The following is a 14,856-nucleotide window of genomic DNA, read 5'->3' on the forward strand; positions in this document are numbered from 1 at the left end:
CGGTACTAATCGAGGGTGTATCCAAGGTTACAATAACACACTCCCTGTAATAAATTGTATAATTTAATGATTATATCATATCCTGTTAGGCCGCAAATCAAACTCGTGGCCGGTACATACATAACACCAATGAGTGCAATCAGGCCGCCAATCATGCCAAGCTTGCGCGGTGTTGCGTTTTCAACTACGGCACAATAAAAACACCGCCATATGCGGTATAACCGGCCAAGGTTCGCTGTCGGCAGCACAGGGCAGGAGGAACCTCCGCAAATAAATTGCCTGCTGGCAATAAAGCAGCAGGCAATATGTCATAATTTATCGGCCACGGTCTCCGTTTTTCTGCTTTTTTTTATAACATACGCAATTAGTCCGACAACTGTTATGAGGATCAGGGAGATAATCAGCAGATCATCCTTATGCTGGGTAAACATTTCTACCGCCTGAGGGCCAAAATAGAAAATCAGTATCCCTTCAAGTAAAAAGCGTTTACCCCGTCCCAGAAAAGAAATGAGCAGAAATAGGGGCAGATTTATTTTTAGCGCTCCGGCGGTTATACTGATAAACTTATAGGGGATAGGTGACAAGGAAGCCAAAAATATGGCCCATAAGGCATTTTCTTTAACTACACCGTAAATTTTATCTATATAGCGGGCAGGTATAAATCTGCGGGCGGCCGGCAAGCCAATCTTGAGTCCGAGCACGTAGCCGATCAAACCGCCCATTACGGAGACCACAGTTGCAGCTAAGCCATAATAGATAGCATTTTGCGGGTGAGTCAAGGCCAAGGGTATGAGAAGCAGGTCTGGTAATACCGGCGAAATAAAAGACTCTGTGAAGGCCGCAATCAGCAGACCGGTGAGCCCCCATTCCAAAAGTATTTCTACGATTGCGTCCATTGCCACGCTCCCTCTAGTATCGTTTGCTAACGATTTCTATATAATACTAAATAAAAAGCGAAACACTTTAGCATGGTATAGTCAAGCCATACTAAAGGTCTCGCTAATTGGCTGATACCAATGGCCGGGCCAGGCAGATGCCGTGTGTTGACCCAGCCTTACAAGCTACTCCCCTTTAGAAAACAACGCGAGTTGATTCTAGTTTAGCGCACCGATGGTATATCAGTCAAGTTATTGTATGCGATTAAGAACAGATTTACACAAATAAAAATAGAACTTATTTATAAGTTCTATTTTTGGTGGAGATAAGCGGGATCGAACCGCTGGCCTCTTGAATGCCATTCAAGCGCTCTCCCAGCTGAGCTATACCCCCATAGGCAGACTAAACATACTATATTAGCAATTATACTTAGATAGTGACATCATGTCAAGAGCGGGGGCGGCAACAGGTTGTAAATTTTCTATCCTGATTTGGCAGGTACTTACAGGTTTTATGCAGAATATTTCTGCATAAGCTCTGTAGTCGTGGAGAACTAGTGAAAGAAGGAACCTGACATTATGCTTATAAAAACCGGGTTATTGATTGATGGTACAGGGCGGGACGCTCAGGCAGCCTGTTACCTGGCCGTTAAAGACGGCTTCATTGCCGGGATTGGCAAAGCAGAGGATTTTGCTGTTGATCAGGTGAACGCAGCGGTTGATTATTCTACTTGTACGGTTATGCCCGGTTTGCTTGATCCCCATGTACATTTATTTCTGGAAGGTATTTCTGATCTTAGGACCCGTTCGTTAAGGTGGAAAGAAGATAAAGATATTACGCTGATCAGAGCGGTCAGGAACCTGGCTCTGACACTAAGCAAGGGCGTCACTACGGTTCGCGATTTAGGCGGGCCCTATGGGGTAAATTCTCTTTTAAAAAAAGCTGTCAGGCAGAAAGTAGCACCTGGTCCGGGGGTGTTGAGTGCCTGTCAGGCTATCTCCGTCACCGGCGGTCATTTTCATTATGCCGGCGGGCGGGAAGCCGACGGACCGGGAGAAATGCTCAAGGCCGTACGCGAGCAGGCCAAGGCCGGTGCCGACTGTATCAAAATTATGATGACAGGCTGTGTGAATTTTGTTCGTCAGGATGCCGGCATTGTTGAGTTATCCCCGGCCGAGGCGCAGGCGGCGGCCAACGAGGCGCAGCACCTGCAGAAACCGCTTGCGGCTCATGCCAATGGTGTGGCTGGTGTACGCCAGGCATTAACTATTGGGGTTACAACCCTGGAGCATGGCGCCCTTATCGATGAGGCTACGGCGGATTTAATCGCCGAAAAGGGGGTATATTGGATACCAACCCTGGTACCCTTTGAACGGATGCTGGCTTATGGCCGTCAGCATCAGACCCGGACTTTGCCGCCGGACGGGATTGAGGCCGTATACTGCCGGCACCAGGCCATGGTAAGGCGGGCATACCAGGCCGGCGCCAAAATTGTTGCCGGCACCGATGCCGGCGCTCTTGGTGTTGAGCATGGGGATGTGTGGCGGGAAATTTGTTTATTGGTGGAATGCGGCTTGCCGCCGTTGGCAGCTCTCCGGGCAGCGACCGGGCTGGCGGCTGAGGCCATGGGTTTAGGGCAGGAGCTGGGAACGCTCGAAACCGGCAAAAAGGCGGATTTCCTGATACTGGCAGGCAACCCGTTAATAGATATAACCAGTATCAGGAATATTGTTAAGGTAGTTAAAGAGGGGGCGGAGTACCCGGATGCTTGAAGTTATTGGTAGCCTGGCCGGAATTTTTACTACCATGTCTGTTTTCCCGCAGGTATATAAAACAATTAAAACTGGCTCGGCCGGGGATTTTTCGACTGCCGGGATGATTATGATGACTACCGGCGTGTTTTCTGATGGTATACGGTTATTATATCAACAGTATGCCTGTAGTTTTTGCTAATATGGTAACTTTTTTTTGTTTGGCGGTATAGTCCTGGATTAAGTTCCCCTGCCGGCAGGATGTTAGGCTGGCAAATAAGCACAGTGATGGAGCTGGTGACAATGAATGAGGCAATTGCTGCAATAAATGACTGTCAGACCGGGTTGTCTGCCAATGGCTATCTGGCCGACGAAAAGCTGGCTGCCGCCCTGTATTTGGCGGAAAGACTGGAAAAGCCGCTGTTGCTGGAAGGTCCGGCCGGTGTTGGCAAGACCGAACTGGCCAAAGCCTGGGCCCGGTGGCGCGGCTGCCCGCTGATTCGCCTGCAGTGTTATGAAGGCCTTGATGAAAGTAAAGCCTTATATGAATGGAATTACCAAAAGCAACTGCTTTATATCCAGATAGAAGCCCTGGCGCAGCAGGGCTGGAATACTGGGCGGCAACAGATTTTTGAGCAGGAATTTTTGTTAAAACGCCCATTATTAACAGCCCTTACCAGCTCTGAACCGGTCGTGTTGTTAATTGACGAAATTGATAAAAGCGATCAGGAATTTGAAAGCTTTCTGCTGGAGGCTTTATCGGACTGGCAGGTGACAATACCCGAGCTGGGTACGATAAAGGCGGTGGCCCGTCCCCATGTTGTGCTGACCTCCAACAGTACCCGGGAGCTTGGCGATGCCTTGCGCCGCCGGTGTTTGCATTTTTATATTGATTACCCTGATTTTGAGCGGGAACTTGCCATTGTCGAACTCCATGTGCCTGGTATTGACCGTGTTTTTGCCAGTAAGCTTGTCGAGTTTATTCAGAATATCCGTAAACAACCGCTGAAAAAGCCGCCCAGTGTTACTGAAAGTATTGATTGGGTACAGTCCATAAATATGCTGGGAGGTGAGTTGAGTATTGAGGCGGCCCGGCTTACCTTAACTGCTCTGCTTAAATACACTAAAGACCGTGATCTTGTTACCGACAAGCTGACCTATTTACTCAAGCCATGAAGCAAATGATCGTTGATTTTGTCCGGTTGTTGCGATCAGCCGGGCTAACGGTAACAACAATGGAAGCCGCTGATGCCCTGAAGGCAGCTGAAATTACCGGATTTTCGCCGGTACTGCTGCGGGGTGTATTGGAGGCAACTCTTGTTAAGAGCCTGTGGGAGCGTCCGGTATTTACGGCGTTATTTGATTTATATTTTGACCTGGCGTCACCGGCAGAATTGACCGGGACTGAGCCGGATCTGCTGATAATCAAGGGCGCGACCGCTGATGGCAGCGGCCGGAGCGCCGCCGGTGCCGGCGGCAGTGCCGAACAACTGCTGGAAACAATCGATAGCCAGCCGATAGCTGTTTTAGAAGCGCTGGCCAGGGAAATTACCGCTTCAGTGCAGCTTGACAATGCGCAGCCTGAGGAAATTTCCGGCAAGCTTCGCCAGCTGCAGGTAAAGTTTAGCTGGTTTGAGGCTGTCAACAAAATCGAGCGCAGTTATGTAACTCAACAAATTACAGAAAACGCTTTTCAAAAGTGGCAAAAAACCTTTGCCCAGTTGAAAGCGCTCCTGCGGCGGGAGCTGGAACGAAAGGCCGTCAGCCGGTTTGGCCGGCAGCATATCGTTAAACTGGCGGAATATGCCAATATCCGCCGCCGTGAATTTGACTGTCTGGCAACAGCTGAGATTGCTGCCGTTGAACAAGAGATTGCGAAACTGGCGAAGAAACTGGCTGAGCGTCCGGGAATACGGCTGCGCCGGGCTAAAAGCGGCACCCTTGATATGCGGCGTACTTTTCAGGATGTGGTGCGGACAGGCGGCTGGCCCCTGCACCTCAAATACCGGGATAAAGTTAAAAGTAAAGTGGATTTGTGGCTGCTGTGTGATGTTTCTAATTCCGTAGAGCGCTTCAGCCGGTTTATGCTGCAGTTAGTGCAGGCCGCTCACCGGCGTTACGCCAATATTCGCTCCTTCGTCTTTGTTGATGAGGCGGTGGAGGTTACCGACTGGTTTAAAACCCAGGACGTTAATGCCTTTTTAGAGGCCCGGCACCTGCGGGAACGGTTTAACCGCCGGGTGGGGCTGTCGCGCTATGATTTAGTGTTTGAGCAGATTGCCAGATATGAGTCAGCCGCAATTACGGCCCGGACCAAGCTGATTATTTTAGGGGACGGCCGCAATAACTGGCATCCGGGCGGGGCGGAGGAATTAGCTAAACTTGCAGACCGGGCCCAGGCCGTTTATTGGCTGAATCCCTTGCCGGCCGATAAGTGGCTGGAGGGTGATTGTCTGATGCAAGAATATCAGCGTTTTTGTAATCAGGTTTTTGAATGCCGCAATCTAGAGCAGCTGACAGATGTAGCCAACCGGATTTTGTAAACCGGTTGGCTACATCTGTCAGGCACAATTATCGCAAATCCGGTAATACTATCAATGTATAAACCATAATTGAGGTGAAGCTGTGGAGTGGGCAGTAGCGCTTATCGGTATTATTACTGTTAATCTGCTTTTAAGCGGTGATAATGCATTGGTTATTGCTTTAGCCAGTCGCAAACTGGCACCGGCACAACAGAGGCAGGCGATCCTCTGGGGCGGGGCCGGGGCGATCGGTATGAGAATAATTTTAACTTTTGCCGCCATAGTTTTGCTCCGGATTCCTTACTTGCAGCTGGCTGGCGGCCTGGCTCTCTTCGGGATTGCCATAAAACTCCTGGCCGGCGAAGAAGAGCCTAAAAAATTAGAGGCCAAAAGCAGCCTGGGCGATGCGGTGAAAACAATTATTATTGCCGATATGGTGATGAGTATTGATAATATTATCGCTATTGCCGCAGTTGCGAAAGGTAATATAACTCTGCTGGTTGTGGGGCTGGCAATCAGCATCCCGATCATTATCTGGGGCAGCAAAGTGATTCACGCGCTGATGGACCGCTGGCCGGTCATTATCACAATCGGTGCCGCTTTTTTAGGCTGGACTGCCGGTGAGATGGCCATTGCCGATAAAAAAATTTTCCCATTACTTGCCCCCTATGCATGGGCCTACTGGGCAATACCTGCTGGTCTTGCAGTTGGTGTCATCCTTGCCGGTTCACTGCTTGCCGGCCCAAAAAAATAAATCAGGAAAAAATACTAACCGGTAAGCGTCTTTTCGCCGCAGGGTATTTTAATTATGCGGCCATAGGTCTGAATGTATGAGTCACATGGCTGCTCATCCTGTCCGTAGATTATTGTGGCGCTATGGAGGAAGCTATGATTAAAGAAGTAGCGCAAATCATAAATACGTACAAGTTTTGCCTGTTGTTCTGTTGCCTGGAATTCAGTGAAATAGCTAAAAGGTGTAAATGCTGAAAAAAATTCGCCCAATACTGTCTTGTGGGCACCTGCCAGTGCCGGTGACAATCTTTGTTTCCGGAGTTTGGTATGAAGGGTTAATGCGGGCTGGAGGGTACCAATGGAGCCGACAAAATAATTGCTTTGGGTCTCAATTACGAAATCCCAGTAGAGTACACTCTTAAGCGAGGGCATAACCAGGGTGCGGATGATGTCGCTTTTCGTAAAGTAGTGCCCAAGAATAACTATTGTTCGCAGTTTGAGCAGATACCGCAACAGGATGTACATACCGGTTGTTGTGAAAAACAGCAGCGCTGTCGCCTGTGGTGCCAGCCCCTGCATGAACACCGTCAGCATAATTGTCAGCAGTACCGGGTCAAAAACATTGAGCAGGCTGAAGCTTTTGCGTTCCCGGCTAAACGGGAATAAAACCGCTGCCCCGTGCGCGTTAAAGAAGTCAATACAGATATGGGACAGGCCGCCTAAAAATGACCAGAAAAAAATCTCGATGATTGAGACTGCGGGCAGGTACACAAAAAAGCCGGCGGCAATTAAACCTGACCACATAACAAGACCGGAGAGGGAATGAGAAAATGCCCGGTGTTGCCTGAGGTAGGAAAAATTGCCGCGAAGTTGGGCAAGTATGTCCAAATCAGGCGCCTGAGCGCCGATCATACTTGCTATATACAGCGGATCGCTCATGCTAAACGGGTGCCCTGATAAACCGGCAACAGCAATGCCCACTAAAGCATGTGTCAAAGTATCCATAGAGAAAAAAGCCTCCCCGCTAGGTGACATAACATATCATACCTGATAATTATATCACACCAGCCGGGGCGGCGGTCTAATGGTAATTGGTGGACTGTTAACGCAGCGGCAGCGCGTTGTTGTGCTGCCGTTTATCCAGAAAGAGCCGGTAATAAGCATAAATGCCAAACAAAATAGGAAACCCGGTGTAGATTACAATCCGTTGTGATTCATCAAAATAGAGGCTGACAATTACGATCAGATTAAGAGCAAAGGCGACAATCGGGACCAGGGGGTAGAAGGGGGTTTTAAAGCCCAGAGCTTCGATTTTTCCGCCTAACTTTATGTATTCGCGGCGGAAGTTGATCTGGCACCAGGCGATGATCATCCAGATTAAGCAGCCTGTTAAACCTGTGCTGGACATAAGCCACAGATACACGGTATCAGCGGCAAAGCTTTCGGTCAGGAGCGACATACAGGCCAGCAGCAAGGTGATTAAGACACCGTTGTACGGGACACCGCCCGCATTCAGCCGGCCGAGCCAGGAGGGGGCCTGCCTATCCTGGGCCATTGACCAGAGCAGCCGCGAACAGGCATATAAGGCGGAGTTGCCGGCCGATAAAGCCGAGGTTAGTACAACAAAACTCATAATATCTTTGGCAAAGGGGATGCCGGTTTTCCCGAAAACATGGGCAAAGGGGCTTTCCAGCACACTGGCTTCCGCAGCCGGGATATTGCCGGCCAGGACAATCATGGCCAGTACATAGAACATAATAATCCGGATGGAAATGCCTTTGATAACCCGGGGGACATTTTTGCCGGGTTCTTTGCATTCACCGGCGGCTATGCCGACAAGTTCAGCGCCCTGAAAAGAGTAGATAACCGCAATCATCGTCAGAAATACGGCGCCGAAGCCATGCGGGAATAAACCGCTGCCGGTGTTGAAATTAGAAAAACCGAGTCCGGCTTGTCCGCTGCTAAAACCAAAAATTAAGCCTGAACCGGCAATAATAAAGGAGACAATGGCAGCAACCTTAATGCTGGCAAACCAAAATTCAGTTTCACCGTAGGCCTTAACTGACAGCAGATTAAGCCCGGCCAGGGCAATCGCAAATACTGTACACCAGATCCAGACCGCGACGTCGGGAAACCAGTTGTGCATAATGATGCCGGCAGCGGTAAAGTCGGCGGCTATGCAGATCGCCCAGTTGAGCCAGTACAGCCAGCCGGTGGTAAAACCGGTACCGGGGGAAATAAACCGGGTAGCATAGCTTTGAAAAGACCCTGATACCGGCATGGCGACAGTCAGCTCTGCAAGGCATAATAATACCAGGTACATAATAAGCCCGCCGACCATATACGCCAAAATGGCGCCAAACGGGCCGGCCTGATTGATTGTCTGGCCTGAACCCATGAACAATCCGGTGCCGATTGTGCCGCCAATAGAAATCATAAGCAGGTGGCGGGATTTCATATCACGCTTAAGACCTTGCTTTTCCGGGCACAATTGTGCTAAATTAACGGGGTGGCTTGATATTAAAGTTCCTCCTATAGCGATCAAATTTGAAAAATGTCCTCTATCATAATACTCCATGGCATTAGGATTAGCAAGATTATTAGACAGTAGTGGGAATGTTACCATAGGATAATTTGTATTGACTGGATACAATTTCTATACTATGATAAGCTATATAGTCTATTACGGTTTTCGCATAGTTAAATATAATATAAGTACCCTAAGGGGGAGTAACTGACAGGCACTGTCAACAATCCTGCATTCCCGTGCATGGCTGTGCCATTGGCATAGTCCAATAGTGAGACCTTTGGTATATCCCTACTATATACTACACAAGGTTTTATTGCCATTTTACTCGGAAAGGACCTTGCCGTTGCTGCGGACAGGTCCTTACTTATTGAAAGGGGGCTGGCAGAATCACAAGAGGGGTTGAATAAACGAAATATCAGCAGGCAATCTATTTTTAGGGGGTTATTTCGATGGAACTATTGATAGCGTTAGGTAGTATTACTCTTATCAACCTAATACTAAGCGGTGATAACGCTGTTGTCATAGCTCTGGCTAGTAGAAACCTGCCCCAGGATCAGCGGAAAAAGGCTGTATTGTGGGGAAGCGCCGGAGCTGTTGTATTGCGGATTTTACTTACTATGGTGGCTGCGCTTCTACTGAAAATTCCTTACGTACAGTTTCTTGGCGGAGTAGCTCTGGTATATATTGCGGTCAATTTGCTTGGTGATGAGCATAAGGAAGTTTCCCTGGAAGGCGCCAATAGCTTTGGGGAAGCATTAAAAGTTATTATTTTTGCTGATTTGATTATGAGTCTGGATAATGTACTGGCCATTGCCGGTGTCGCTGACGGTCAGCTGGGACTATTAATCTTTGGTCTTGCCCTCAGTATACCGTTAGTGGTATTTGGCAGTCAGCTGCTAATGAAGCTCATGGATAAATACCCGGTTATTATTTATGTGGGGGCCGGAATTCTTGGCTGGACAGCCGCTAAGATGATGGTTGCCGACGCTGTACTTGGTGTCTGGTTTAAACCCTATTCGCTGCTGCTCGAAGCAGCTGTAACCCTGGCAGTTCTGGCTATTGGCTATTGGCGTAAAAATCGTGGCCGGCAGGAGGCTGCCGCCCAGTCCGGTGACAAAAATCATGGAGCTTGACCCACGGTTTGCCCAGTCTTTAGTTGATATTGTAGCAGCAGAGCTTAATAAAAATGTTAATATTACCGACAATCATGGCGTTATTATTGCTTCTTTCAGCAAAGAGCGTGTGTCTCATATTCATGAGGCGGCAGCCCGGATGCTGATCAGCGGCCCGATCCGGGAATTTTCGGTTACCGCCGAGCAAGAGATGCAGCTAAAGGGAGTCAGGCAGGGTTTTAATGTTCCGATTATGACCGGTGCCGGCTGTGTGGGGGTTATTGGTGTTTCCGGCGCTCCTGATACCGCAGCTCCTTATGCCCGCCTGGCCGCTAAATTTGTGGAGGCCGCTTTAGAATCGAACGCCAGGCAGGAAAAATTAGTGCGGGCCCTGAAGGAAAAAGAAGAACTTCAGTCCATTCTGCTCAATAAAATGATTAGCGTCCAGGAAGAAGAACGGAAGAAAATCTCCCGGGAGCTTCATGACGAAACCAGTCAGGCTCTGACGTCTATCATTGTTGGTCTCAGGGTATTGTCCGAACATGTTCATAGTGAGAGCGAGCGGGAAAAAATCCTGGCGATGCGGGATTTGGCTGTAAAAACACTGGAAGATGTTCATCACTTGGCTGTGCAGCTCAGACCGGCGCTGTTAGACGACCTGGGACTGGTGGCTGCTGCTCAGAAATATGTGGAGAATTACTCCCGGCAATATAGTATTACTGTGGATCTTAATGTCGTTAATCTGTCACGCCAGCGGTTTTTACCGGAAATTGAGATTACGTTATATCGTATTTTACAGGAAGCTTTAACCAATATTGCCAAGCACGCCAAAGCTACCCAGGTCAGAGTGCTGCTTAAAAAGCAGCGCGATAAGCTTGTACTCACTATCAAAGATAACGGGATTGGGTTTGATGACGATATTTTAAACGGTGTCGGCAGTGATACCTGTCTTGGTATCCATGGCATGCACGAACGGATCGCGCTGTTGTCAGGTGAATTTTATATTGATTCAGCGCCAGGGAAAGGCACAGTGATTACTGTAGAGATACCACTTGACCGGCGTAAAAAAACAGAAAGCGGTTTGGGACAGGCCCATTAACCGCTTTCTGTTTTTCATCAAAGGAAACTGCCAGCTTATTGCCTGTAAGAAGTATGGGGGTGAGTCAGACCATCCCAGCCATCTCAAGCAGCAGTAGTAAAAATCACTTCTTTTGGCCTGCTTTATAAGCCTTATCCAATAACTGAATCACATGCACAACATCCTGATTCTGATTGTTTTGGACTAGACCGTCAGTGATATGCATCCGGCAGGTACCACAGCTGGTAGCTACCGTGTCAGCTTTAGTTGCAGTAATGTTTGCGATTTTACGGTCATTGATCTTGCGGGAGAGTTCATAATTGCCCAGGCTGAAGGAGCCGCCTGAACCGCAGCAGCGGTCGGCTTCTTTCATTTCCACAAACTGTAATCCGGGAATGGATTTCAGCAGCTGGCGCGGCTGCGCCGTAACCTTGATACCGCGGGCCATATGGCACGGGTCATGCATGGTAACGGTGGCATTAACCGGGCCAAGTTTATTTTTGTCAATTTTAACAACATCAACTAAGAATTCGCTGATTTCATAGGTTTTTTGGGCGAGTTTTTCGGCCCGGGCCTTCATGGCCGGGTCATCATGGAATAGTTCAACAAATTCAATTTTCCAGGCTTCCGTGCAGGAGCCACAGGCCGCAATGATATAATCGACTTTATATTGCTCAAAAACCTCAATATTGTGTTTGGCCAGGAGTTTGGCGGCCTCCACATCACCGGACATGTAAATTGGCGTACCGCAGCAATGCTGCAGGGCGGGAATTACAATTTCAATGTTGTTGGCTTTCAGGACATCAATGACAGCCTGGCCAACATCGGTATAGATATAGTTGATGGTGCAGCCGGTAAAGAAGCCAACCTTAAGTTTTGGTTTATCGGCTTTAATGACCTCGGGATGCCGGTTTCTTAACGGCGAGGCGGCAAAAGGGGCCGTTACCCGGCGTTTATCAAGTCCCGGCATCGGAAAACGGGCTACGGCCGCCATCGGCCGGGGAAGTTTTTTAAAGCTGAGCGGACCGAACAGTCCGGCCAGCCGCAAGGCTAAGTCAAACATAGTCCGGTTTTTCAGCAGCTTAAATACATAGTTTTTAACCGGATGCAAGCCGCGTGCTTTGACGGCAGCCTGGCGGCCGCGCACAATAAGTCCATCGGCCGGTACGCCGCAGGGACATTTTACAGTACAGGCTTTACAGGACACACATTTACTCATCCATTTATCAAAGTTTTCGCTAATCGGAATTTTGCCGCTTAAGACGGCCTCCATCAGCGCCAGCTTACCTCTGGCAACTGCGGTTTCGGTGCCCAATTCTTTATAAATGGGGCAGACCTCCATACAGTTGCCGCACTTCATACAGTTGGCAAGCGCGTCCTGGAGATCGGCTAACAACTCTTTATCGTGCTCGTTAATTGCTTGCGCAGTAACAAGTTTATCACTCATTTTAACACTCTCCCACTAGTTTACCAGGATTCAAAATGAGATTAGGGTCAAGGGCGCGTTTGATACTTTTCATAGCTTCCAGCGTGACCGGGCCAAACTGATCTTCCATATATTTAAGCTTGCCCAGACCAATACCGTGTTCACCCGAAAGGGTGCCGCCCAGCTTGATGGCCGTACTGAAGATTTCGTCCATAGCTTTATACACACGCTCCATCTCTTCCTTGTCGCGAATATCGCAAACAATGGTGGGATGCATATTGCCGTCGCCGGCATGACCAAAGGTGCCGATGGTCACGTTGTATTTCCTGGCAGTTTCGTTTACTGCACGAATCATATCAGGTACTTTGTTACGGGGAACAGTAGCATCTTCGACAAAGGTGGTCGGACGGAGTTTGGCCAGTGCCGGCAGTGCAGCCCGGCGGGCAGCCCATAACTTATCACGTTCGGCTGCGTCTTTGGCCAGCTTGACCTCGTCGGCCTGATTGGCCGTTAAGACCTCCATGACTTTAGCCGCTTCTTTTTCCACAACCTCCGGAATCCCGTCAACCTCAATCAGCAAGACCGCTTCCGCATCAACCGGCAACCCCACTTTGGCATAATCCTCAACAGTGCGGATGGTGGGATTGTCCATGATTTCCAGGGTAGCGGGAATAATCTTGGCGGCAATAATTGCGGCAATCGCCTGGCCGGCATGATCAAGATTTTTAAAAATAGCCATCAGACTCTTTCTGGCCTCGGGGGCGGGAACCAATTTAACAACAATTCTGGTAATTACCCCTAAAGTACCTTCAGCACCGGTAAAGAGCTTAGTCATATCATAACCGGACACATCTTTTACATTTTTTCCGCCAACATTCATAACCTGGCCGTTGGCAAGGACAACCTCAAGACCCATTACATAGTGTTTGGTTACCCCGTATTTGAGTCCGCGCAGCCCGCCGGCATTTTCAGATACCGTGCCGCCCATCGTTGCTGTAGTAACTGTGCCGGGATCAGGCGGATAAATGAGGCCGTAAGCCTCGACTGCTTTATTAAGGTCAGACACAATAAGACCGGGTTCAACCACAGCCACCAGGTTTTCCGTGTCGATTTCAATTAGTTTGTCCATCCGGGTCATAAGCAGGACAATACCGCCTTTGGTGGGGACAGTGCCGGCGCTCAGATTGGTGCCTGAGCCACGGGTATATACGGGAATCTTGCCAGTGTTGGCCAGGGCTAATATTTTGGCAACCTCTGCTGTGGTTGCCGGTTTAACCACCACATCGGGCATGTGAGAAAAGCCGGGAGTAGCGTCATAAGAATAGCAGTGCAGGTCTTCCACACTTGTCAATACGTGTTCATCACCAACAATCGTTTTGAGCGCATCAATATGCTGCTTTTCCATTTGCTCAGGCTCCTTTAATTTTTTAAATTTTCACAACTTATCGGATATAGTACTTTATCATTATTCTCGCTAAATTTGGCGTAAATGTAAATCAGGTACTTACCTTAAAATAAAGTAAGAAACTGCCGTAAATAAATGTAGGATATCCTCCGACAAGAAGTGCTATGTTTCACGTGCTGATCAATTTGTACTGCAAGGCATAGTTTACAAGCTCTGATTTTTTTCGTACATTCAATTTATTCATGATGCGTGAGCGGTACGTATCCACTGTCTTGGTGCTCAGCGACAGGTGCTCTGCAATCTCGCTGTTAGTATGTCCTTGAGCCAGCAGCCTAAGCACTTGCCGTTCCCGGCTGCTTAGTAAAATATAGGGGTCGCGCTGGTCGCTTTTCTCATTATTTATCCGCAGGAGACTGGTTAACAGCGTTTGCGACATGGTTTCATTCAGATATTTTTTCCCGGAATGGATTTTTAGAATGCCTTCGACAAGCTCAGTATCGGCCGATTTTTTTAAGACATAGCCATCAGCGCCGGCGCGCATAACTTCTTTAATATATTCATCATCATCATACATTGTGAGGACAAGAATACGGCAGGACAGTCCTCTGGACTTAAGTTCTTTAATACAATCGACACCGCTCATGACCGGCATGGATATATCGAGCAGCAGCACGTCAGGACGCAGTTCCTCAACCATAGCAACCGCCTGTTGTCCGTCACCGGCTTCACCTATCACCTCAAATAACGGCGAACAGTTCAGCAGAGCCTTAAGTCCGGAACGTAACACGGCGTGGTCGTCGGCGATAACAATACGAATTTTTTCCATTGCGTATTCTCCCTTTTTAAATGATAATATCCTCATTATATAAATTTGCGTTTTCTTCCATATAGTACATTATTATGTTACAATGAGATCGTATTAAATATCAATTATTATTTGTAAAAACAGACTTGGCTTGTGCCAAGTTCTTCAGGACGACGGCAGAGGCTATAATCGTTCTTGAGTTATCAGCAAGGGACATACTTTCTGATAATGCAAAAAGGCTTTGCTGCTGGTGGCCACAGCCTGCTGGCTGCCTGTAACACAATAGTCACTATGGTGCACATGGAATGGCAGTGCCGGCGGTCCGGCGATTCTATGTGCAATTTCTATTCTTGGCCGGCAAGAGGGTTTCCACTGAATGAGTGATTAGACCGGTAAAAGGGGATACTAGTACCTTGACAAAGTCAAATGTTAGGTTATACAACGCATCTTTTCCCGCACTGCTTCGTTGTCGTCGCCTTACAGATTGCCGATCTGCGCGGCCCGTGCAAGTAATAAGAGGCCCCTATCATACAGGATCATTAAAGCAGATCTTAATGAATCAGTTAGCGTCCTCCGCCTTGCATTGCGAAAAAATCTACATTGTCTAAAACTAACATCT

General features: G+C 48.4%; 13 protein-coding genes and 1 tRNA gene. 7 read left to right on the forward strand and 7 right to left on the reverse strand.

Translation table 11 applies throughout. From position 1 onward, the window contains the following. Positions 1–308: 308 nt before the first annotated feature. Both SPTER_RS07240 and SPTER_RS07245 read right to left on the reverse strand, forming a co-directional pair. On the reverse strand, positions 309–896 hold the full coding sequence (locus tag SPTER_RS07240; RefSeq protein ID WP_144349711.1) for a YqaA family protein: 588 nt from the start codon (positions 894–896) through the stop codon (positions 309–311). Between the two features lie 297 nt (positions 897–1,193). Further along, positions 1,194–1,269, reverse strand: a tRNA-Ala gene (locus SPTER_RS07245). Between the two features lie 185 nt (positions 1,270–1,454). Between SPTER_RS07245 and SPTER_RS07250 the strand changes: the two genes are divergently transcribed. From SPTER_RS07250 to SPTER_RS07270, 5 genes are all read left to right on the forward strand, one after another. Further along, complete coding sequence (locus SPTER_RS07250; RefSeq protein ID WP_144349712.1) at positions 1,455–2,648, forward strand: metal-dependent hydrolase family protein; 1,194 nt, start codon at positions 1,455–1,457, stop codon at positions 2,646–2,648. Continuing rightward, complete coding sequence (locus SPTER_RS07255) at positions 2,641–2,829, forward strand: SemiSWEET family sugar transporter (protein ID WP_144349713.1); 189 nt, start codon at positions 2,641–2,643, stop codon at positions 2,827–2,829. Before SPTER_RS07250 ends, SPTER_RS07255 begins: the two co-directional genes overlap by 8 nt. 101 nt (positions 2,830–2,930) lie before the next feature. Further along, positions 2,931–3,803, forward strand: a complete 873-nt coding sequence (locus SPTER_RS07260; RefSeq protein ID WP_211367512.1) for an AAA family ATPase — start codon at positions 2,931–2,933, stop codon at positions 3,801–3,803. Continuing rightward, complete coding sequence (locus SPTER_RS07265; protein ID WP_144349715.1) at positions 3,800–5,170, forward strand: VWA domain-containing protein; 1,371 nt, start codon at positions 3,800–3,802, stop codon at positions 5,168–5,170. The genes SPTER_RS07260 and SPTER_RS07265 overlap by 4 nt, the downstream gene beginning before the upstream one ends. 82 nt (positions 5,171–5,252) lie before the next feature. After that, entirely contained in the window at positions 5,253–5,903 is a 651-nt protein-coding gene (locus SPTER_RS07270; protein WP_144349716.1) for a TerC family protein, read from the forward strand. Between the two features lie 14 nt (positions 5,904–5,917). Here the strand turns inward: SPTER_RS07270 and SPTER_RS07275 are convergent, their stop codons facing one another. Both SPTER_RS07275 and SPTER_RS07280 read right to left on the reverse strand, forming a co-directional pair. Continuing rightward, positions 5,918–6,886, reverse strand: coding sequence for a metal-dependent hydrolase (locus tag SPTER_RS07275; protein WP_144349717.1), 969 nt, complete (start codon positions 6,884–6,886; stop codon positions 5,918–5,920). Between the two features lie 97 nt (positions 6,887–6,983). Continuing rightward, a complete protein-coding gene (locus SPTER_RS07280; protein WP_246105520.1) occupies positions 6,984–8,318 on the reverse strand; it encodes an amino acid permease in 1,335 nt (444 codons plus the stop codon). Positions 8,319–8,860: 542 nt separating this feature from the next. Here SPTER_RS07280 and SPTER_RS07285 point away from each other — a divergent pair. Together SPTER_RS07285 and SPTER_RS07290 are read left to right on the forward strand one after the other, a co-directional pair. After that, positions 8,861–9,544 (forward strand): TerC family protein, encoded by a 684-nt coding sequence (locus SPTER_RS07285; protein ID WP_144349718.1) that lies wholly within the window; start codon positions 8,861–8,863, stop codon positions 9,542–9,544. Further along, positions 9,471–10,622 (forward strand): sugar diacid recognition domain-containing protein, encoded by a 1,152-nt coding sequence (locus SPTER_RS07290; RefSeq protein WP_246105521.1) that lies wholly within the window; start codon positions 9,471–9,473, stop codon positions 10,620–10,622. Before SPTER_RS07285 ends, SPTER_RS07290 begins: the two co-directional genes overlap by 74 nt. Positions 10,623–10,725: 103 nt before the next feature. On the opposite strand, the gene SPTER_RS07295 is transcribed toward SPTER_RS07290, so the two are convergent. The 3 genes from SPTER_RS07295 to SPTER_RS07305 form a co-directional block, all read right to left on the reverse strand. Beyond that, positions 10,726–12,048, reverse strand: coding sequence for a (Fe-S)-binding protein (locus SPTER_RS07295; protein ID WP_144349719.1), 1,323 nt, complete (start codon positions 12,046–12,048; stop codon positions 10,726–10,728). A 1-nt stretch (position 12,049) separates the two neighbouring features. Continuing rightward, positions 12,050–13,432 carry an FAD-binding oxidoreductase gene (locus SPTER_RS07300; protein WP_144349720.1) on the reverse strand — a complete coding sequence of 461 codons (1,383 nt, stop codon included), beginning with the start codon at positions 13,430–13,432 and terminating at the stop codon, positions 12,050–12,052. Positions 13,433–13,601: 169 nt separating this feature from the next. Next, on the reverse strand, positions 13,602–14,258 hold the full coding sequence (locus SPTER_RS07305) for a response regulator (protein ID WP_144349721.1): 657 nt from the start codon (positions 14,256–14,258) through the stop codon (positions 13,602–13,604). Positions 14,259–14,856 lie beyond the last annotated feature (598 nt).

Origin of the sequence: Sporomusa termitida, assembly GCF_007641255.1 — a bacterium.
In the GTDB taxonomy this organism is placed as follows: Bacteria; Bacillota; Negativicutes; order Sporomusales; family Sporomusaceae; genus Sporomusa; species Sporomusa termitida.